At 64.3% G+C, this 18,946-nt stretch carries 16 protein-coding genes; 5 read left to right on the top strand and 11 right to left on the bottom strand.

The window, feature by feature from the left end; all coding sequences use genetic code 11:
- Positions 1-144: 144 nt before the first annotated feature.
- A complete protein-coding gene (locus AC1D2L_RS08880; RefSeq protein WP_476845493.1) occupies positions 145-1,404 on the bottom strand; it encodes an extracellular solute-binding protein in 1,260 nt (419 codons plus the stop codon).
- Between the two features lie 129 nt (positions 1,405-1,533).
- Between AC1D2L_RS08880 and AC1D2L_RS08875 the strand changes: the two genes are divergently transcribed.
- The 4 genes from AC1D2L_RS08875 (at position 1,534) to AC1D2L_RS08860 (ending at position 6,220) form a co-directional block, all read left to right on the top strand.
- Positions 1,534-2,769: an ROK family transcriptional regulator gene (locus AC1D2L_RS08875; protein WP_476845492.1), complete on the top strand. Its 1,236-nt coding sequence runs from the start codon at positions 1,534-1,536 to the stop codon at positions 2,767-2,769.
- 395 nt (positions 2,770-3,164) lie between these two features.
- On the top strand, positions 3,165-4,136 hold the full coding sequence (locus AC1D2L_RS08870; protein ID WP_476845491.1) for a WxcM-like domain-containing protein: 972 nt from the start codon (positions 3,165-3,167) through the stop codon (positions 4,134-4,136).
- A 4-nt stretch (positions 4,137-4,140) separates the two neighbouring features.
- Entirely contained in the window at positions 4,141-4,548 is a 408-nt protein-coding gene (locus AC1D2L_RS08865; protein WP_476845490.1) for a GtrA family protein, read from the top strand.
- Between the two features lie 7 nt (positions 4,549-4,555).
- On the top strand, positions 4,556-6,220 hold the full coding sequence (locus AC1D2L_RS08860; RefSeq protein WP_476845489.1) for a hypothetical protein: 1,665 nt from the start codon (positions 4,556-4,558) through the stop codon (positions 6,218-6,220).
- 36 nt (positions 6,221-6,256) lie between these two features.
- On the opposite strand, the gene AC1D2L_RS08855 is transcribed toward AC1D2L_RS08860, so the two are convergent.
- The 5 genes from AC1D2L_RS08855 to AC1D2L_RS08835 form a co-directional block, all read right to left on the bottom strand.
- Positions 6,257-7,564: an HlyD family type I secretion periplasmic adaptor subunit gene (locus AC1D2L_RS08855; RefSeq protein ID WP_476845488.1), complete on the bottom strand. Its 1,308-nt coding sequence runs from the start codon at positions 7,562-7,564 to the stop codon at positions 6,257-6,259.
- 68 nt (positions 7,565-7,632) lie between these two features.
- Positions 7,633-9,363 (bottom strand): type I secretion system permease/ATPase, encoded by a 1,731-nt coding sequence (locus AC1D2L_RS08850; RefSeq protein WP_476845487.1) that lies wholly within the window; start codon positions 9,361-9,363, stop codon positions 7,633-7,635.
- Between the two features lie 93 nt (positions 9,364-9,456).
- Positions 9,457-11,073, bottom strand: a complete 1,617-nt coding sequence (locus tag AC1D2L_RS08845) for a hypothetical protein (RefSeq protein WP_476845486.1) — start codon at positions 11,071-11,073, stop codon at positions 9,457-9,459.
- Positions 11,074-11,142: 69 nt separating this feature from the next.
- Positions 11,143-11,496, bottom strand: a complete 354-nt coding sequence (locus AC1D2L_RS08840; protein WP_476845485.1) for a helix-turn-helix domain-containing protein — start codon at positions 11,494-11,496, stop codon at positions 11,143-11,145.
- 154 nt (positions 11,497-11,650) lie between these two features.
- Positions 11,651-12,307 (bottom strand): hypothetical protein, encoded by a 657-nt coding sequence (locus AC1D2L_RS08835; protein ID WP_476845484.1) that lies wholly within the window; start codon positions 12,305-12,307, stop codon positions 11,651-11,653.
- On the opposite strand from AC1D2L_RS08835, the gene AC1D2L_RS08830 reads away from it, so the two are divergent.
- Entirely contained in the window at positions 12,248-13,051 is an 804-nt protein-coding gene (locus tag AC1D2L_RS08830; protein WP_476845483.1) for a methyltransferase domain-containing protein, read from the top strand. The genes AC1D2L_RS08835 and AC1D2L_RS08830 overlap by 60 nt on opposite strands.
- A gap of 75 nt (positions 13,052-13,126) precedes the next feature.
- Here AC1D2L_RS08830 and AC1D2L_RS08825 read toward each other — a convergent pair whose 3' ends face one another.
- From AC1D2L_RS08825 to AC1D2L_RS08805, 5 genes are read right to left on the bottom strand one after another with little or no spacing between them, the layout of a single operon-like run.
- Entirely contained in the window at positions 13,127-14,428 is a 1,302-nt protein-coding gene (locus AC1D2L_RS08825) for a glycosyltransferase family 4 protein (RefSeq protein ID WP_476845482.1), read from the bottom strand.
- On the bottom strand, positions 14,428-15,663 hold the full coding sequence (locus tag AC1D2L_RS08820) for an FkbM family methyltransferase (RefSeq protein WP_476845481.1): 1,236 nt from the start codon (positions 15,661-15,663) through the stop codon (positions 14,428-14,430). Before AC1D2L_RS08820 ends, AC1D2L_RS08825 begins: the two co-directional genes overlap by 1 nt.
- A 39-nt stretch (positions 15,664-15,702) precedes the next feature.
- The gene (locus AC1D2L_RS08815) at positions 15,703-16,743 is read right to left on the bottom strand and encodes a glycosyltransferase family 4 protein (RefSeq protein WP_476845480.1); all 1,041 of its coding nucleotides are present in this window, start codon (positions 16,741-16,743) and stop codon (positions 15,703-15,705) included.
- Positions 16,740-17,777, bottom strand: a complete 1,038-nt coding sequence (locus tag AC1D2L_RS08810) for a glycosyltransferase family 4 protein (protein WP_476845479.1) — start codon at positions 17,775-17,777, stop codon at positions 16,740-16,742. Before AC1D2L_RS08810 ends, AC1D2L_RS08815 begins: the two co-directional genes overlap by 4 nt.
- 7 nt (positions 17,778-17,784) lie before the next feature.
- A complete protein-coding gene (locus AC1D2L_RS08805) occupies positions 17,785-18,945 on the bottom strand; it encodes a DegT/DnrJ/EryC1/StrS family aminotransferase (protein ID WP_476845478.1) in 1,161 nt (386 codons plus the stop codon).
- Position 18,946: the final 1 nt, after the last annotated feature.

Here is an 18,946-nt window from a genome sequence, read left to right as displayed (position 1 = left end):
GGCTGATCGGTCTTTCAGATGCCGGCTGGCGGCCTGTGCGTCATGCTCGGGGATGACCCGAGCATCTCTGGCCGGAGATTTTCTTTCCGGAGATTCTCGGGTCACCGCTGCGCGGCGCCCGAGAACGACGGCGAGGTTTCGCGATTACTTCTTGTAGAACTTGTCCAAAATTGCCTGTTCGGTCTTGGCAGCCTCGGCGAGCGCGGCCTTGGGATCCTGATTCTGGATCAGGACGCGGTTGATCAGGTCGAGCGCAACCTGGCGCTGGCCGAGCTCGTCGACGAAGACCGTCGCATGCGAGTAGTTCAGCGCCTTCAGGAACGGCCCGTAGATCGGGTGGTTGAGGTTGGCCTCGGTTTCGGCCGCGGCCTTGCGGGCCGGGAGCTCGCCGACGGTCTCGAGCCAGAGCTGCATGGCTTCCGGCGTGGTGACGAAGGCCATGAACTTCTTGGCCGCTTCGAGCTTGGCGCCGGTGGGCTTGGTGGTGATGGCGTTGACCCAGTAGCTGGCGAAGTTCGACTTGGTGCCGTCTGCGCTGGCGGGCAGTTCGGCGACCCCCCATTCGAAGGCCTTGATCGCGCCGAAACCGCCGAGGCGGAACGAGCCGTCGATGGTCATCGCGGCGCGGCCGGCGCGGAAGGCCGCCTGACCCTCATCCATGAAGCCGACCTGCCCAACCTTATGGACGCGCTGGAGATCGGCGTAATAGTTCAGCGACTTGACGCCGGCCTCGCTGTCATAGGCGACCGTCTTGTTGTCGTCGCTGTAGGGCTTGCCGCCATTCTGGCGCAGCAGCGTCTCGCGCCACCAATGATAGTCCTGGCCCGGGAAATCGAGCGTCACACCAGCCGAGGTCATGTTGCCCGCAGCATCGCGCTTGACCGTCTTCTTGGCGGCGTCGAGGAAGGCGTCGAGCGTCGCGGGCGGCTTGGCCGGATCGAGGCCCGCCTCCTGGAACAGCTTCTTGTTGTAGAACAGCGCCAGCGAACGCACAGCGGTCGGCAGGCCGTAATATTCGCCGTCGCGCTTCATGGCCGAGACGATCGGATAGAAATCCTTCTCGATCATCGCCGGCGGAAAGGCGTCGCGCGGCAGCGGCTGGATGAATTTCGCGCCGACGAAATTGTCGAGCCAGCCATAGAACAACTGGACGACGTCGGGGCCCTGCCCGGCCGGCATCGCAGCAGCGATCTTGGTCTGGTAGTCGGCATAGGGGAAGGTCGTCTGCTTGACCTTGATGGTCGGGTTGGCAGCCTCGAAGCGCTTGATCAGCTCCGTCATCGCCTTGATGCGGGCGTCGAAGACATATTGCCAGTATTCGATCTCGACCGTCTGCGCCGCCGCGCCCGTGACGGTGCCTGCGGAAACCAGCAGGCCAAACAGCATTTTTCGCAAGCCGCGCATGTTCTTCTCCCCTGTCGCAACGACGTCATAATGCTCCTACCGCCGAGCCCACCCTGTCAACCGATTAATTCACTTGAGTTGGATTAATCGGCGGGGCAGCCTGCGGCGAGCAAGGACAGCGATCCCACGATGCCAATCAGACGAGCCGCCCCCGCACGCAGTGTCGCCATCGGCACCAATCCGGAGCGCACGCGCAGCCATAATCGCCGCGTCGTGCTGGAAACCGTGCGCCAGCACGGCCAGCTCGGGCGCTCGGATATTGCGGCGCTGACGCGCCTGACTGCCCAGGCGGTCTCGAACATCGTGGCCGAACTGGTCGGGGAAGGCTTCCTGATCGAGCAGGGACGGCGCCGCACCGCGCGCGGACAGCCGCCGATGGAGCTCGCGGTCAATCCAGATGGCGGCATGACCGCCGGCATCGAGATTGCGGCCGATCACATCACCACAGTGCTGGTCGACCTGGCCGGGAGCGTTCGCGCCCAGCGTATCGTGCCGCTGGTGGATGCCGGGCTCGACGCCGTGCGCACGCTGGCGCGCGTGGAACTGGCGCTCGCCCGCGCCGGGGCCGCCCTGCCGCGCCGGCTGCTCGGCTGCGGCGTCGTGATGCCCGGTCCCTTCGAGATCGACGGGATGCGCGCGGTCGGTGAGACGCCAATGCCCGGCTGGGCCGGTCGCGATGCCGGGGCCCTGCTGTCGGATGCGCTGGACACCCCGGTGACGATCGAGAACGACGCGACCGCCGCCGCCGTCGGCGAGCATCTGCATGGGCTCGGGCGCAACCTCAGGCATTTCTGCCTGGTCTATTTCGGAGCAGGACTCGGCCTCGGCACGATCATCGGCGGCCAGCCCTATCGCGGCGCCTTCGGCAATGCCGGCGAGATCGGCCACATCCCGGTGCGCGCTAACGGCCACGCCTGCGGCTGCGGCGGCCGGGGCTGCCTGGAGCGCTATGCCTCGATCCACGCCCTGACCGAGACGCTTCAGGCGGCCGGCTTCCTCGGCTCCGGGACAGAAGAGATCGAGCAGCTGTATCGCGAAGGCGAACCCGCGGTGCTGGGCTGGATCGAAGAGGCCGCCGCCTTGCTCGCGCCCGTGATGGTGATGCTGGAGAACCTGTTCGATCCCGAGACCATCATCCTCGGCGGCGGGCTTCCTGACGGCGTCATCGACGCGCTGATCGCCGCCATGACGCCCCTGTCCGTCTCGGTCTCGAACCGCCCGGAACGGGCAGTGCCTCGGTTGCAAAGGGGCGCCACGGGCCGCCTGACAGCGGCGCTGGGCGCCGCAGCACTCCCCCTGCTCGACACGATGGCGCCCAAGCTCGACCGCATGGCGGTAACGACCGAGGCGGTGGAACCGGGTTAGCTCTATGCCGGCCCGAGCTGCGGCCTTAGGGTCGGCTGGCACATGCCGACAGCACTATCTGTCGGGAAGCCACCGCCTTCGGGAGCTGCGCCGATGCAGCCACTGCGGCCAGGTGCCTGAATGTCAGCCGCCGGCCGGCTTTGCGGCGGCCCACTCTTGCCCCGCCGGAGAACGCGGGAGAACGCGGGAGCAGACGGACAAAGTCGCATCGTAGCCCGAAACCGACTGTTTTTACTTTCTGACGTAACGTCGTGTGCGAAACGCGACACGAAAGCCCCCTCACCGCATCGAAATTTATAATCATATAGTTTTACTTTGCCCACCAGACACATATGTCTAGTAGAATTCACATGGGGCCGGGACACCTTTTGGCTCAGTGTTAGGAAAAATCGTTCGTGCCGTTCCCTGACAAGACGTCCGATCCTCAGCTTTCGACTGCCCAGGCAGCGCCAGGGGTCCACGCGCCGTCGACCAGCGCCTACATTCATCCGCAGGCCATCTGCGAGGGCGAAATCGGCGAGGGTACGCGGGTCTGGGCTTTCGCGCATGTGCTGGCGGGCGCCAGGATCGGGCGGAACTGCAATATCTGCGATGGCGTCTTCGTCGAGGAGGATGTCATCGTCGGCGACGACGTCACGGTGAAGTGCGGTGTCCAGCTCTGGAACGGCATCCGCCTCGAGAAGGGCGTCTTCGTCGGCCCCAACGCGACCTTCAGCAATGACCGCTTCCCGCGCTCGCGGCAGCCGCCGGAGGCCTTCGCGGTCACCACCGTGCAGGAAGGTGCCTCGATCGGCGCCAACGCGACGATCCTGCCCGGCATCACGATCGGGCGCGGCGCCATGGTCGGGGCCGGCGCCGTGGTCACCTTCGACCTGCCGCCGCGCGTCGTCGCCGTCGGAAATCCGGCCCGCATCGTCGGCTATGCCGATGCCGAACCACTCGCGCCTGGCTCCGAGTTTCCCGAAGACTTCCCGGCGCGCATGCTGGACTTCGGCACGCATCTCAATGCGCTCGGGCGGCTCACCAGCGCCGAGGCCTCGGCCATGCCCTTCGTGCCGCAGCGTGTCTTCATGGTCGACAATGTGCCCGCCGGCCAGCTTCGTGGCGCCCATGCCCATCGCGCCTGCGACCAGATCCTGATCGCGACATCCGGGTCGGTGACGGCCGCGCTCGACGACGGCAGCAGGGCTTTCACCATCAAGCTTGACCGGCCGGATCGCGCGCTGTTCATGCCCCACGGCCTGTGGGGCAGCCAGTTCGCCTATTCTCCCGGCGCGACGCTGCTCGTCCTGGCCTCCGCGCCGTATGATCGGGCCGACTACATCTTCGACTATGGCGAGTTCACTTCCCTCGCCAAGGGCAAGTAGAGGCGTGTCGCGCGGGCGGGATATCCTGCCGGAACTCGGGCGCTTCGTGGCGGCAGGCGTCGGCAACACGCTGCTGACGATCCTCGTCTATCAGGCTGCGGTAAGCCTGACCTCGCCGCTCAGGGCCTATGTGCTGGCCTGGTGCGTCGGGGTCGCCATCGTCATGCTGGTCTATCCGAGGCTGGTATTCAGGCGCGAGGCGAACCTGCTGAACGCCGTCGTGATGGGCGCCATCTATCTGGCGGCCTTCGCGATCGGCTGCGTGGTGACCGCGCTTTGTGTCTGGCTCCATGTTCCCGACAGGGCGATCATCGTGATCGCCGCGGGCGTCACCAGCCTGTTCAGCTATGTCGGCGGACGCCAGGCCGGGGTCTGGCTCCCGAACCGGCCCCATATTGTGGATCGACCCTGACCCTGCCATGTCTGAAGCCAGCCCCGCCGTCAGCAATAGCCGTGCCCTGCTCCTGATCTGCGCAGCCTGGGCGCTATGGCTGTCCATGCTCGCCGCGCTGGGCTGGCTCGGCCAGGGTACTGGACTGATGGTCTGGCCGATGGGCGAGGACCGCAACTGGATCAGCCTCCTGATGCAGCCCTCGGCTGGCGCGACCGCGCGGGGTCTCTGGGCGATCGATCACCGCAATCCGCTCTCCCCGTGGTGGTACATCGCCTTCAAGCGCATGATCCTGGGATGGCCCGAGGGCCTGTTCCTGTTGCGCCATCTCGTGGGGCTCGCGCTTGCACTCTCGAGCTACGGGCTGATCGTGGCATGGCTGGGATCGAAGGCCCGCAACTTCGCGGTCACAGTCGGCTGCCTGATCGCGGTCTTCACCGCCAACGCCTTTTTCGACCAGATCTACTGGAATTTCCAGGTGGCTCTGGCCTGCTCGATCCTTTGCGTGACCTGCTATCTGCGCCATCGCAAAGCGCCCCCCAGCGGGCAATGGCTTGCGGCAGCGCTGGTGCTCTGGCTCCTAGCGATTGCGACCTACACGATCCAGACCGGGGCGATCGCCGCGATTGCCTTCGCTGCCTGGAGCCTGCGCGAACGCCATCCGGCGGGCAGCAGCCGCAGAACGGAATGGCTGGATGGACTGCGCGACGTGGTCGCGGCGACCTGGCCTTTCGCGGCGACCCTGCTGTTGTTCCTCCTGATCTGGCAGACCACCTCCGTGCCCAGCGACAGCTTTGTCGGCACCCCGACGGCAGCGCGTCTGCTGAAGTCGCTGCAGGCGGGGCTGTGGCATCCCGACAGCACGCTGATGGGCCAGGTATGGGCGCTGTCGCCGCATCGCTGGGCCTTTGCCGTGGCCGCCGCGCTCGTCTTTCTGGCTGCGTTCGCCGCCGCGCGCCTTCCCGGCCTCGGGCCACAGCGCCTGCTGAGCCTGATCATTCTTGCTGGCTGCCTGACCCTGCCGACCCTTCTGGTCGAGACCGTCGGCACGCAATGGACAGCGGGGTCACGCTGGCGGATGATCTATCAGTTCACCACCCCGGTGCTCTATCTCGCGGCGCTGGGGGTGGCTGTCCGCTGCGTGCCGACAGCGGCTGCGAACTGGCTCTGGCGCGGCGGCGTTGCCACATGCTTCGCCCTGGCCGTGCTGGGTTCGCTTGCCCATAACGAGCGTCAGGTCTCCTTGACGACGAGCGAGCGCAACCTGCGCCGGGCGATCGTGCATGACGCGGCCGGCCAGGCCAAAGACGCCACCAAGCTGCACTACCTTGTCCTGCTCGACGACGGCGGGCGCTGGTTCTCTCTCGACATCCTGAGCCCGGTCTATGCCAGGACGTGGTTTCCCGATGGTACGATCGATTTCCGGCTCGTTCCCTCGACGGGGATCTATGCGGGCCTGCAGCAGGGACCAAGCGTCAGCTTCATGGAGGACGGCAACGGGGTCGCGAATGCCACGCTGGACGGCAGGACCATTCCCTACGACCAGATCAGGCTGGTGCGATCAAGGGGCCTCGAGTTCACCGTGGTGAACCGGCTCCAGCAAGGCGATCTGGAGGGGTTCCGGGCGGAGTGGCATCGCAGTGGCCCGCTGTTGCTGTCACCCTGCGTCCCGGAGACGCCGGACTGCCGCTGAGCGAATCCGCCCGGCGTCGGGCCGGGCGATATCCTCTCACTTCTCGCGAAACGTCTTGCGCATGGTGTCGCGCAGGGGATCGACGAGGTAGGCCAGGACCGTACGCTCACCGGTCGGTAGGATGATCTCGGCATTCAGCCCCGGGGTCAGCTTGGAGCGGAACTCCTCCGGGATATGAGCCGTGTCGACCTTGATCAGCGCCAGGAAGTAAGGCTGCTTGGTCGCATCGTCCATCAGCCGATCCTTCGAGATGCTGGTGACGTTGCCGAAGATCGTCGGCAGCGTACGGCTCTTGAACGAGGGGAAGCGCACTTCGCTGTGGCTCCCGGCCGTGACGCTGTTGACGTCGAGAGGCGAGACATGGGCCTGAACGATCAGGTCGTCATTGGCCGGCACGATGTCGAGCAGCGGCTCCCCGGCACGGATGACGGCGCCGGGCGTGAAGAACTTCAGGTTCTGGACTGTGCCATCGGTGGGCGCCATGACCTCCAGCCGACGGAAGACGTCCCGGGCGACCGGCAAGCGCTGGCGAAGATCGTTGATCTTCTCGCGGACCTCGACCAGTTCCTTGCCGACTTCTTCCTGCTGGCGCTGGCGCAACTGCTGGATCTGCAGCTCGGCCTCGCCGATACCGGATTCCGCCTTGGCACGCTCGGCCGTCAGACGCCCGATATTGCCGTCGAGCCGGGCCTTCTCGCGCTCGAGCGCGAGCAGCCTCGACTTTGGCTGAAGACCCTTTTCGAACAGCGTGCGCAGGCCGGTGAGTTCATCCTCGAGAAAAGCGACCTGCTGGATCGTGCTCTGGTGCTCGCGATCGACACCCTCGATCTCAGTGCGCAACTGGTCGCGACGCGAGCGCAGGATGGCGACCTGGCCGTCGAGCGAATTGCGGCGCTCCTCGAACTGGCGCTTCTGATCGTTCAGGACCTGCGTCACCGAGGGGTCGAGCTTGAGATTGGCGAGTTCGACGGGGAACTGGATTTCGCGGGCGCCTATGAGTTCGGCGTTCAGCCGCGCCTCGCGCGCGAGGTTCTGGTGAAACTGGTTCAGGATGATCTCGACACCGGCCCGGGCCTGCGTCGAGTCGAGCACGAACAGGACCTCGCCCTGCTTGACGGAGTTGCCTTCGGCAGTGCGGATCTCGCTGATCATGCCGCCTTCGAAATGCTGCACGGTCTTGCGGTTCGATGCCGAGGTCACAAGCCCCGACGCGACGACGGCACTGTCCAGCGGTGCAGTCGCGGCCCAGCCGCCGAGCACGCCGAAGGTCAGGCCGATGACCGAGAAGCCTGCGATCGCGACGCCGCGAAAGCTGTCGTTTACAGGGAGGCTGTGCTTTTGCATCTTCGTTTCCGTTGGGCCTTTACGCCGAGCCACGGGCCCGGCGACCGTTCAATGCGTCACGCCTGGGCTCAGCCCTGCGCGACCACCTGCCCCTGAGGCTGCGCCGGCACCACGCGCGGACCGCCATAGAGCTTCGCCAGAATCTCGTCCCGATCTCCAAAGGCCTGGACGATGCCTTGCTGGAGAACGAGGATCTTGTCGGCGCAAGCCAGCATATTGGTCTTGTGCGTGACGAAGATGATCGTCGAGCCCAGCTCTTTCAGGCGATGGACGCAAGCCAGGAGCTCCGCCTCGCCCGCAGAGTCGAGATTGGCGTTGGGCTCGTCCAGAACGATGTAAGGCGGCCGACCATAGACAGCGCGCGCCAGGGCGACGCGCTGCCGCTGGCCACCGGACAGGGTCGCCCCGCCTTCGCCGATCTGCGTGTTGTAGCCGCCGGGCAGCAACTGGATGAGTTCGTGAACGCCGGCTAGCTTCGCCGCCGCGATGACCTCGGCCTCGTCGACCTCGCGGAAGCGCGCGATATTCTCGGCGATCGTGCCGGAGAAGAGTTCGACGTCCTGCGGGAGATAGCCGATATACTGGCCGAGTTCCTCGGAATCCCAGTGCCGGATGTCGGACCCGTCGAACCGGATCGTACCGCTGGCCACTGGCCAGACACCCACGAGCGCGCGCACGAAGCTGGACTTGCCCGAGGCGCTGGGGCCAATGACGGCAACTGCCTTGCCCGGCTCGATCTTGAGCGAGACCGCCTTCAGGATCAGAGCCTGCCCGCCCGGAGCGCCCACCATGACGTTCTCGAAGTCGATGGCTCCTACCGGTGGCGGCAGTCGCATCCGCTCCGGCAGGTCGCCGATGGCGCGGAACATGTGCTGCACGCGGCCCCAGGCCCCGCGCATGCCGACGAAGGATTTCCAGCTGCCGACAGCCTGCTCGATCGGCGCAAGGGCGCGGCCGATCAGGATCGAGGCCGCAATCATCGAGCCGGGCGAGATTTCGCCCTGGATCGCGAGATAGGCGCCGATGCCCAGGATCAGGGTCTGGACCACCTGACGAAAGAACTTGATGCCGGCCATGATGCCGCCGCCACGGTCGCTGGCGAGGGCCTGCCAGGCGATCTGGTCGTCGCGGCGCTTGGACCACCGGCTCTGGAGGCCGGAGATCATACCCATGGCGCGCATGACCTCGGCATTGCGCATCGTCGCCGTGACGTTGTTCTGCGCCGAAATGGCCGCCTGGTTGGCGAGCCCGATTGCGCGCTTGGTCGCGAGTTCATTGGCTATGGCGAGCATGAAGATGATCACGCCCGCGCCGATGGCGAGATAGCCGAAGATCGGGTGCAGTACGAAGCAGGCGAAGACGAAGACGGGAACCCAGGGCGCGTCGCAGAAGGCGATCAGGCCCGAGCCCGTGAGAAAGTCGCGCACGGAATCGGCATCGCGGAAGGCCTGGACCTCGGCGCCGGCGCGCGAACCGAGTGCTCCCGACAGAACCGCCGAGAAGATGCGCGAGCGCAGGGAATTCTCGAAGCGGATGCCGCCGCGCACCAGGATCTGCGTCCGCAGCCCCTCGAGCAGCCCGTACACGATGAACAGGAAGAGCGCGATCAGCGTCAGGAAGATCAGCGTCGAGACGTTCCGGCTGCTCAGCACCCGATCATAGATCTGGAGCATGTAGAGCGGGCTGACGAGCGCGAGGACATTGATGAAGAGGCTGAAGATGGCCGCTATGACGATCGCTGGTCGCGCTGCCTTCAACGCCGTGTTCAGCGGCGTCGGAGCTTTAGGTGGGGATTGCATCCGAGGTGGCTCCAGCGACTTTTTTGTGCCCGAACTCTGCCGCGAGACTGCGACGCGAGATCATCATCTTCGATTATGTGTAAATGTTTGCTGTCAAAGCAAATAAGGCAAAGCCCCATCGAGGCCCAAACCTACAAGGGCGATCGAACTGCCGTCCTTGAACTGCCAGAGCTCGACGACGACCTCGGAGCTATGATGGATTACGGCGTCTGGACTATAAAATATCACGTCCTTGCCCGACACCGCGATCGAGTAATGCGCAACATCGTCCTTGAATGCGGCGATCGCCCGCTCGACCGAAGCCTCGCCTGCCTTGTTGAGGACATTGTGCTTGATCGCGCCATCGCCGAAGAACGTGGTGTAGTTCTCCTCGGCGACGACCTTTTCCGGGGCTGCCGCAAGCTCCTTGACCTCGTCTGGCTCGACAGCCAGAGCATCGCCGAGCTTTTCGGCCAGGACACCGCCCAGCAAGGGCTGAGCATCGAGATCGACACGCCCGAGCGACAGGGCGACGGAGCCCTGGCCGATGGAAATCTCACCCTTGGCGTGGGCGACGATTTCGCTGACCAGTGAAACGAGCTTCCCGGCATCGGCGACGTCGGCCGCCTTGATCGTCACCTCACTCTTGTCGGCGAAGCTCAGCTTCAGCATCGTCTGCGCCATCGAATCCGACGCACCCGACGTATGGATGATGGTCACGGTGGACCCGGCCGGGACCTGGTCCTGAACGGCAGCATGCTGGATCGCCGCATCGCCGGAGGGCGCCTCGGCTTGTGGCCGGACCTGCTGATGCGTGCGCAATGCGACGGACAGGTCGCCCGATCCATTTGTCGTTCCAGCGAAGAATGCCAAGGCTGCTGGAACGCCGAGGCTGTCGGCGATTGCCGTTCCGGCATCGGGGAACGTCCAGAGCTTCGCGACGATCTGCAGGAGCATGTCGATGCCGCCGCCCTGCGCCTGCGGCAACGACACGGAGGACATGTCCAGCGCGGAGGAGGCATGCGCTTCCATCGTCTGATGATGATCGGTACTGGCAGCATCGGCGGTCGACGCGCGCTTGTCCTGAGGCGTCCAGGCAACCGAGCTGTCCCGATGAGCCGTGGCGTCCTGATGAGGCCCCGAGACGGGGTCCGCCGGGTCCTGGTCCATCAGCTTCGCGACACGCAGGATGGTCATCGCCTGGGCCAGTTCGAGCGTCGCGGCCAGCGCGACGATCGAACCCGTCAGCGTCGCAGCCGAGCGGAGGCTCGCCCCGGCGAACGGCACCGGTGACACGGCGGCAGATCGCAGCAGACCTGCGTCCTCGCTGTGGTCGTGGGTCGTCTCGGCCTTGCCCTCGTTGCTCTGCAGGAACGCGATCGAAACGAGCAGCGCCAGCAGCGTCGCTGGATGCATTACGACATTGCTCGCGCCGCGCTTGTCGATCGCCTTCGCGGGATGCTCGGCGAGGAGCCGCTCCACAAGATGCGCGAAGTCGCGGCCGCGCTGAACGCGATCCGACAGGAAACCGGCAAGGAGATAGTCGTCGCCTTCGCGCGCGATGTGGATCACGACCTCGGCATCGCTGGCGCGGCAGAACGCAAACCAGGGATCGCCCTCGTCGGACAGTCCCCTGTCAGTCTCGATGGCGATGCCGGACTGACCCAGAGCCCATTCGACCCGGTAGAATTGAGCGAGCTCTTGTTGCGTCCAGTCGCGAACATCCTGCACGCGCCTTCCAGCCTGCGCCCGCCGATAGTCAAGAACGGGGCCAAATTCCATCGACATCACCATCAAGCCCTAGCTCACGCCGAGATCGTTCGCCGGCCGGAAGGCCGTTGGTGCGTAGCGCTCATCGGCCCGGCCGAAGAGGATTCCGTAGGTCACGGGATCATAGAAGCGCATGATCTCCTTGACGAAGTCCCGCGGCTCGCAGGCGAGCGCGGAAGCCCAGACCAGGTATTTGTCGGGCGGGATCCGGCCGCGACCGGCCTCGAGCTGGGAGATGAAGGTGTAGTAGTCAGACCCGACCTTGTTGGCGAGCTGACGCTGGGACAAGCCGACCTCTTCACGTAACGTTTTAAGCCAGCGGCCAGCCCTTCGACGCAACTCAAGGGTCTCCGGCGCGTCGCGCCTCTGAGGATTTCCGTACATGACTGCCGTTTTCCCTCAAAAGATAAAAGGACGCCACCAACTATGGCACTGATACAAATCTCATATCTCATCTGATCCGGTTGTTCAATCTTTGCTGTACGGCCGCCTTTCCGCGCATTTCCCTTACGTTAGCCATCGCACAACTGCCCGCGGCTCAGCTTCGATCGGCGGGAACCCAACTCTCGGTGCCGATGATGGAGGTCCCCGGCCCTGCCCAGATTCCCGTCAGGCTGCCATCTGCGTTGATCCGGAAGGCCGCAACCCCGACAGGCCCCGCACCTGCCTGAAAGGTGACTGCGAATACCTTGTCCAGGACGAGCCCGGTCCCGACCTGAGCGCTTCTGCCGAGTTGCCAGCGCACATGATAGGCGTCGCCGTTGCGCGAAACCAGAACCCCTCCCCGGTAGATGCCACTTCCGGAGGGATTACGACCTTCGATGCGATAACGTCCGGCCAGATCGCTCGTCTGCGCCAGGGCGCCGGACATGCCCAAAAGGCAGATGGCGATAAAGACAGAGAATCTTGACATTCGGTCCATATCCTTTGGAATCCATGCAGGGCCCGGTCCCGCCAATTGGCTAGGCCAAAGCTCTTTCGGAGGATAGACGTGATTCTGAAGAGCTGGATCAAGAGATTGACCGGCGCGGCCGGTGTCGAATACCGCCTGTCGCTTCGCGACGAAGCAACGCGTCGCGAACTCAGCGAGTTTCGCGAGCAAACCAGCTCCATCCGCGCCGAAATCTCGAACCTGATGACGGACAATCTGGCCCTGCGCCGCGACCTCGCCGGGCTGGAACAGCGGCTTGGCCATGTTTCCCGGTTCGGGGTGTCTGCCATCTGGCACGCGATCGACACGATCGACGCTTTCACCCCACCCGCGCGTCTGACCTGCCTGGCCTGCGGGATCGCGGACGAGACCGACGCCTTCGCCTTGAAGGAAGACCAATGCATTTTCGGTGGCGGCCGGCTCATCCGCTATGGCTGCCCGCGCTGCGGCTGCGTCTTTGGACCGACTAAATACCTCCAGCTTCCCGAGCCGATCATCGATCTCGACTATACGCAGCTCTACGCCGGCTACTCCGAGGCGAATTCCACTGAAGGCGAAATCCGGACTTTTAGGGCCCTCGACCCCGACAAGTCAGGCCGGTACCTGAACTGGGGCAGCGGCGCCTGGAGCGCTGCAATCGACCAACTCCGGGCCGAGGGCTACGATGTCTGGGGCTTCGAGCCCAACGCGGCAGTCGACCACCCCCATGTCTTCCGCTCGCGCGAGCAAGTGACCGGGCTGTTCGACGGCATATTCTCTCACAACGTCATCGAGCACCTGCTCGACCCGGCAAAGCAGTTCACGGAATTTTCGGCGCTTCTGGAGCCCTCAGGGCGGATGGCACACGCTTCGCCCTGCTACGAATGGTGCTACGCCTTCCCGCGGTTTCACGTCTTCTTTCCGCTCGGCAGCGCGCCCGAAGCGCTGGCGGCCCGCACCGGCTACAAAGTGACGCGCCAGATCGACGACGGCGATTTCCGCGTCAGGGTGTTTTCGCGGGGTCGGTGAAGCGGGCGCTTAGTCTCGGTCACGTCGGGAGCTCGTCCGATGGGTCTGCGCCGAAATCAGGTCTGATCTCGCCGATCAGCCAGAAACTGGCGAAAATAGCCCCTGCAGAATTTCGCCAAGGCGGCCGGCAGCCGGATCTGCGGGGCCGAATCCGAGTGCCGTCAGTTCCCGGCCGATACGGACACTGACGGCGGCATAGGGACGGGTCGCGATGACGTCGTCGATCAACCCTTCCAAAGCATCGACATAGGCCTCACGCGTGAAAGTCTTGCGCGACCATTCGCGTCCTTTCGCGCCGCTTTCGCGCCGCAAGGGCTCGTCGGCGATCAGACGGTCAAGCGCCGCGCCCAGCGCCTGGACAGGAACATCGGGCGGCACCTTGAAGACCATGCCGTCGGGTAGATCCGCATAGAAGCCCGCATCGGCGACGATCACCGGCCGACCGGCCATCATCGCCTCGATTGCCGACGCAGATGCGCCCTCCAGAACAGGCCGGCGCAGGCAACAGACGATGTCGGCCCGAACAAGCTCCTCCACCAGCGCGGCATCACTGACGGAGTCGAGAATGTCGAGCCCGGCAAAGCCGGCTTCGTTCGCCACGGATTCCAGCCAGGCCCTGTCTGCGGGCGTGATAGGGCCGGCGATGCGATAACGGCTGTCCTTGCCATGTGTCGAACCCGCCAGCGCCTGGATGAGCTCCGCACAACACTTGTTCTGGTTGACATGGCCCACCGTGAGCACGCTGACGGGCCCATCCTTACGCTGCGGCAGCGGCGGAACGTTGCGCGGCGCGTAGCTCAGGGCGGTGACAGCGACCGGTCCAGCGCACGCCGCTTCCAACCGCGGGCGGTAATACTGCGAATGCGCCAGTGCTCCGCCGCACCGCGCCGCCAACCATTCGGTCATCGGAAAGCGCTGGGCGATCTCGGCAAGCGACCATTCATTGCCGGCCAACTTGGCGATGTCGGCCTGCTTGGCGCCATAGACCCGCGCGACCTCGGTGTCATGCAGGCCGAAAGTGCCCGCATCGCGAGCCAGCGCCCAGTCCCTGAAGAAGCTGTAGAGGAAAAAATCGTGAAAGATGCCGAGGCAGGGAGTCTGATCGACTATCGAGGCGATACCGGCGTGGAAGCCGAAGTTGTCGCCAATGTTGAGCAGCACGATATCACTGTCATTGACGATGTCGCGCGGCTGAACGTCATGCCACCACTGTACCGGCAGTGACGTTGGATGGATTGCGGCTTCTGTGTCGCGATCGTGCTCGCTACGCACAAAGCTGACACGATGGCCCCTGGCTTGCAGTTCGTCGGCGATGTCGACGGCCACGCGGCCTATCGCCGACGACAGTTTCAGCGGCGTGTAGAAGGTGATGCGCATCAGCTCTGGCGATCCATCCGCTTGAGGCGATCGTTCGCCGGAGACCCGGGCCGGGCAAAGACGATGTTGACAGATACCACGTCTGCGACCTCATAGGCGCTGACGCGGCTGCATGTCCCGGTCGCCTCGTCGATCGCATAGGCTTGGAAGCCGTGGCCCTCGAAGGCCTCGAACCAACCCTCTGCGGTCAGCCCGACACGGGTGAGGTGGGTGGGGCCGAACTCGGCGACGATCACCAGGTTAGGGCTGCGCGCGATCAAGCGCTCCATGCCGGCGAGCACATCGAGCTCAGCGCCCTCGACATCGATCTTGACGAGGTCGACGTTGCTGACATCCGCCAGCGCCACGTCGAGTGCCACGACTTCGACCGTGATCTGGCGCGCGCTTGAAGCCTCCTCACCAGGAAGATCATAGAGCGACGAGTGACCGGCAATGGGACTGACATGGAATGTTGCCTGCCCCGCCGCGCGCCCCACTGCCTGGCGTCGCAGATCGACCCAGGGGACCCCGTTCAAGACGAAAGATTTAGCCAGCAGATCCTGGAATTGGGGCTCGGCTTCGAAAGCATAGACCTTGCCCTGTGCTCCCACCGAGCGTGCCAGGGCCAACGACAGCATGCCGACATTGGCCCCGACATCGACCACCGTCATGCCGGGGTCGACCAAAGCCTTGAGGCAACGATGCGTCCCGGGCTCAAGGCCTTCAGCGGGGGAATCCGCCAGTAGAATGTAGAGTTCGCGCGCTGCCTTGGGGACGAGAACGTAACCGTCTACCGTGCGTACGGCGCGAGTCGCCTCGTCGTAGGCGAGCGGTCCACGCACTTTGATGTCAATCTGGTGCAAACGGGTGTCGAGCGTGTTATGTACTGCGCCCAGTTGCCTGATCAACTCGTCGGTGCGCTCGGATTGCGAAACGGAGTTCTGCTGCAGCGTTCCCGAGAGACGCGCGATGATATCCGCGCGACTGAGAACCTGATCGGTCTTGGGGTGGAGCGCGTCGAGACGAGCCGTAACGTGGTCGAGCTTCTTCAGCACGACGTCGAGCTTCATGTCGAGCCCGCCGGTCAGGAAACGCCGCCCAAGATCCAGTGGCGCGCGCACCATCTGAAACAGTCGACGCTTCAACGATAGCGGGCCCTTCGATAAGGCCATGCCGGGCATGGCACCGTCGGGGCCCGATGCGGAGCCCGTCTGCATCGCATTGCGGATCGCTGGGCCGAAGTTGAAGCGTTTCACTGAATAGGTCCTGAGTTTCTTTTTGAAGCGCGGACGAATTTAAGACAGTAGCATGTCGATCCGCGAGCCCCATGAGATGTCGAGACGGTCCCAGGCTTCTCGGGCAGCGGACCCCAGGCGCCTCGCCTTGGGGCGGTCGGAGCCAAGCGTCTCCAGCGCGCGACCAAGCGCGTTGGCCGTCGCCGGCGTGACGAGACCGGTGTCTCCGTCCCTGACGATTTCGAGCAAGCCCCCGGCATCGGTCGTGGTGACGACGCATTTGCCCGCGGCGAAGGCTTCCATCGCAACGTAGCTGATCGAATCCTCGTCGATCGGCGCAGCCGCGCAGGCCAGCGCGCCGTTGACCAGCCCGATGATCTCGTCGCGGGGGCGGAAGCCGAAGCGGAACTCGATCCTGTCTTCGAGCCCGAGCCGCTGGGCGAGAGCGACGAGTTGCTTGCCATAAGCGGCGCTCTCCAGAGGGCCTGCGACAACCAGCTTGAGATCGGCGCGAACATGCTTCATCGCCTCGACCAGCAGGTGCTGGCGCTTGCCGTTGCCGACGCGCCCACCAGCGAAGATATAGCCGCCATAGCTGCCGCCGCCGAAGCGCTCGGGATCGTTGAGCGGATGGTGCAGCACGTCTGCCGACGTCTGGTTGAATCGCTCCAGCCGATCTTTGACCACCGGCGAGATCGTGAAGATACGTTTGGCATCGGCGAAGCAGGCATTATCGGCGGAGCGGATCGCCCTGATCAGCGGCTCGCCGGCCGGCCCGAGCGGGATGTTTGTCAGACCCTCGCGATAGAGGTCATAGGCCTGGCGGTATTGATGCATCAGCCAGAGCATCTTATTGCTGTGCGGGATCAGATAGGCCGGAAACTTCATGCCGATAACGCGGTCGACATTGTACAGCTTCAGCGTGCGGTTGAGGACGATCTCATCCACCAGGCGTTCAGCGGGATCCCAACGGAATGGAATGCGCAACAATTCGGCTTTGATACCCTTGCGTGTGTTCAACTGGTGGACAAGGTGCTCGGCCAGTTCCTCAGCACCGCCGCGCACGAAGGGGACGGCATTCGTGGTAACGAGGATCTTCATGTCGTCATCGCCTCGACGACGTGATTCCAGTCGATTTTCATGTCGGACAGGCGCTGCAGATTGGCCTCGCCCATCGTCTTGGTCTTGGCGCGGTCGACGAACAGCTTATCCATGGCCTGGGCCACGGCGCGCGCATCGGGAGCCGCGACATAGCCGTTGACGCCGTCATCGACGAGTTCGAGCACGCCGCCTGAATCGGTCGTCGTCAGCACGGCCTTCTTGGAATGGGCGCCTTCGAGGGACGGATAGCCATAGCTGTCCTCGTCTTCGGGAAGATAGGCTACGGCCAACGCGGGGGCGAGATACTCGACTTTCTCTTCCTCGGTGATCCAGCGCTCGTCGATGATAACTTTTTCGGCGAGCCCCTTGCGGGCAACGAACTGGCGCAACTCCTCGGTGTGCTGGGCCGAGGAACTGGAGCCGCAGATGCGCAACTTCACACCACTGCGGACATGGGCCATCGCCTCGACCAGAAGATGCTGTCGCTTGTGCTTTTCAATGCGGCAGACCGCGACGATCTCGTCGCCATAACCCTCGTTGCGGAAGCGCTCCGGGTTTAGGATCGGTGGATAGAGAGGCATCGAGTCGATCTTATTGTAGTGTTTGAGTCGATCGCTCACGACCTGGGAGTTGGTGTAGACCTTCCGGGCTTCGCGGATTGTGCGGGTATCGACATCGATTAGCGCCTCACGCAATGCCCGCCCTGTCGGATTGTCTTGGATCGGCCGGTAAGGCGTGTCCCACATGTCGTAAAACACCCTAATATGGTGGATGAACCAGAGCACCTTGTTGGGGTGGGGAAGGACATAGGCGGGTGGGCGGAAGCAGATCATCCGGTCGCAGGACTGGGTCAGATCGATCATGCGGAAGGCGGCGATCTGGTCCAGCAGGTCGGGGGCAGTGTCGGTGAAGGGCAGGTAGAAGCGCTCGACCTCATGACCGTGCTCGCGCAGCTTCTCTTCGAGCCACTCGACGATGAAACGGGCGCCGCCGTTGATGAACGGCACATAGGACGAGACCAGACAGATCTTCATGCAGCGGTCAGTCGATCGCGGTCTGCAAGGCTGCGACGATGCGGTCGATATCCTCCTCGGAGAGCATGCCATGGGTCGGCAGGTTGATACCGCGAGCGGAGCAATGGTCCGCAGCCGGGTAGCTGGCGCCCTCCTCGAGATAAGGCGGCATCACATGCATCGGGTAGAAGACGGGCCGCGTCTCGATGCCCTGCGCGTCCATCCGGGCCATCACTTCGTCGCGCGTGCGGGTGACCGCATCACCGAGCACGATCGTGTACATCCAATAGACATGGTTGGCCCAGGGCTCCACCGTCGGCAGGACGATCTTGTTGCCGAGCTTGGCCAGCTTGGCATTGTAGCTCTCGCCGATCGATTGCCGCACCGCGAGATGGTGTTCGACGCGCTCCATCTGGCCAAGACCGATGGCGGCGGCGATGTTGGTCATGCGGTAATTGTAGCCGACGACCGGGAACCAGTAGCGCCGCTGCGGATCCATGCCCTGGCCGCGGAACAGGCGCAGGCGCGCCGCCAGCTCGTCGTCATCGGTTGTGATCATCCCGCCTTCGCCGGTGGTGACGATCTTGTTGCCGAAGAAGCTGAAGGTCGCGCAATCGCCGAGGGAGCCGACCTTGCGGCCCCTATAGGTCGCGCCGATTGCCTCTGCGGCATCCTCGAGGATGAAGAGGTCGTGTTGCTTGGCGAGCGCCAGCAACGGATCCATGTCAGCTGAATGGCCATAGAGGTGGACAGGCATGATGCCCTTGGTCCGGGGCGTAATCTTGGCCGCCACGTCGGCGGGATCCATGTTGAAGGTGCGCGGATCGCTGTCGACGAACACCGGCGTCGCGCCGCAATAGCGCACCGCATTGGCGCTGGCGATGTAGGTCAGCGTCGGCACGATGACCTCGTCGCCGGGCTGCAGGTCCAGGCCGACCAGCGCGAGATGCAACGCCGTGGTGCCGTTGTTGGTGGCGATCGCATGCTTCACGCCGATGAATTTGGCAAACGCCTCCTCGAAGGCGCCGATGAAGCGCCCGGCCGACGAAATCCAGGTCGTCTGCATGCACTCCATGACATATTCGGTCTCGCGGCCGTCGAGCACGGGCGCGGCAACCGGAATGCGCGGCATGGTGGCCGGCTTGGCGTCGGCAGGCGAGGAAGGCGGCTTCACATTCGACGAGGTCATG

This window comes from Allobosea sp. P1_B10 (assembly GCF_056406735.1).
The sequence above is the reverse complement of the archived record's forward strand: the minus strand, read 5'-3'. Positions and strand labels throughout refer to the sequence as shown.

What these genes read in the sequence shown, in the direction of transcription:
- AC1D2L_RS08880 (WP_476845493.1), bottom strand. Translation starts at nt 1,404, where the DNA reads ATGCGCGGCTTGCGAAAAATGCTGTTTGGCCTGCTGGTTTCCGCAGGC.
- AC1D2L_RS08875 (WP_476845492.1), top strand. Translation starts at nt 1,534, where the DNA reads ATGCCAATCAGACGAGCCGCCCCCGCACGCAGTGTCGCCATCGGCACC.
- AC1D2L_RS08860 (WP_476845489.1), top strand. Translation starts at nt 4,556, where the DNA reads ATGTCTGAAGCCAGCCCCGCCGTCAGCAATAGCCGTGCCCTGCTCCTG.
- AC1D2L_RS08855 (WP_476845488.1), bottom strand. Translation starts at nt 7,564, where the DNA reads ATGCAAAAGCACAGCCTCCCTGTAAACGACAGCTTTCGCGGCGTCGCG.
- AC1D2L_RS08850 (WP_476845487.1), bottom strand. Translation starts at nt 9,363, where the DNA reads ATGCAATCCCCACCTAAAGCTCCGACGCCGCTGAACACGGCGTTGAAG.
- AC1D2L_RS08840 (WP_476845485.1), bottom strand. Translation starts at nt 11,496, where the DNA reads ATGTACGGAAATCCTCAGAGGCGCGACGCGCCGGAGACCCTTGAGTTG.
- AC1D2L_RS08830 (WP_476845483.1), top strand. Translation starts at nt 12,248, where the DNA reads ATGACGGACAATCTGGCCCTGCGCCGCGACCTCGCCGGGCTGGAACAG.
- AC1D2L_RS08835 (WP_476845484.1), bottom strand. Translation starts at nt 12,307, where the DNA reads ATGGCCAAGCCGCTGTTCCAGCCCGGCGAGGTCGCGGCGCAGGGCCAG.
- AC1D2L_RS08825 (WP_476845482.1), bottom strand. Translation starts at nt 14,428, where the DNA reads ATGCGCATCACCTTCTACACGCCGCTGAAACTGTCGTCGGCGATAGGC.
- AC1D2L_RS08815 (WP_476845480.1), bottom strand. Translation starts at nt 16,743, where the DNA reads ATGAAGATCCTCGTTACCACGAATGCCGTCCCCTTCGTGCGCGGCGGT.
- AC1D2L_RS08810 (WP_476845479.1), bottom strand. Translation starts at nt 17,777, where the DNA reads ATGAAGATCTGTCTGGTCTCGTCCTATGTGCCGTTCATCAACGGCGGC.
- AC1D2L_RS08805 (WP_476845478.1), bottom strand. Translation starts at nt 18,945, where the DNA reads ATGACCTCGTCGAATGTGAAGCCGCCTTCCTCGCCTGCCGACGCCAAG.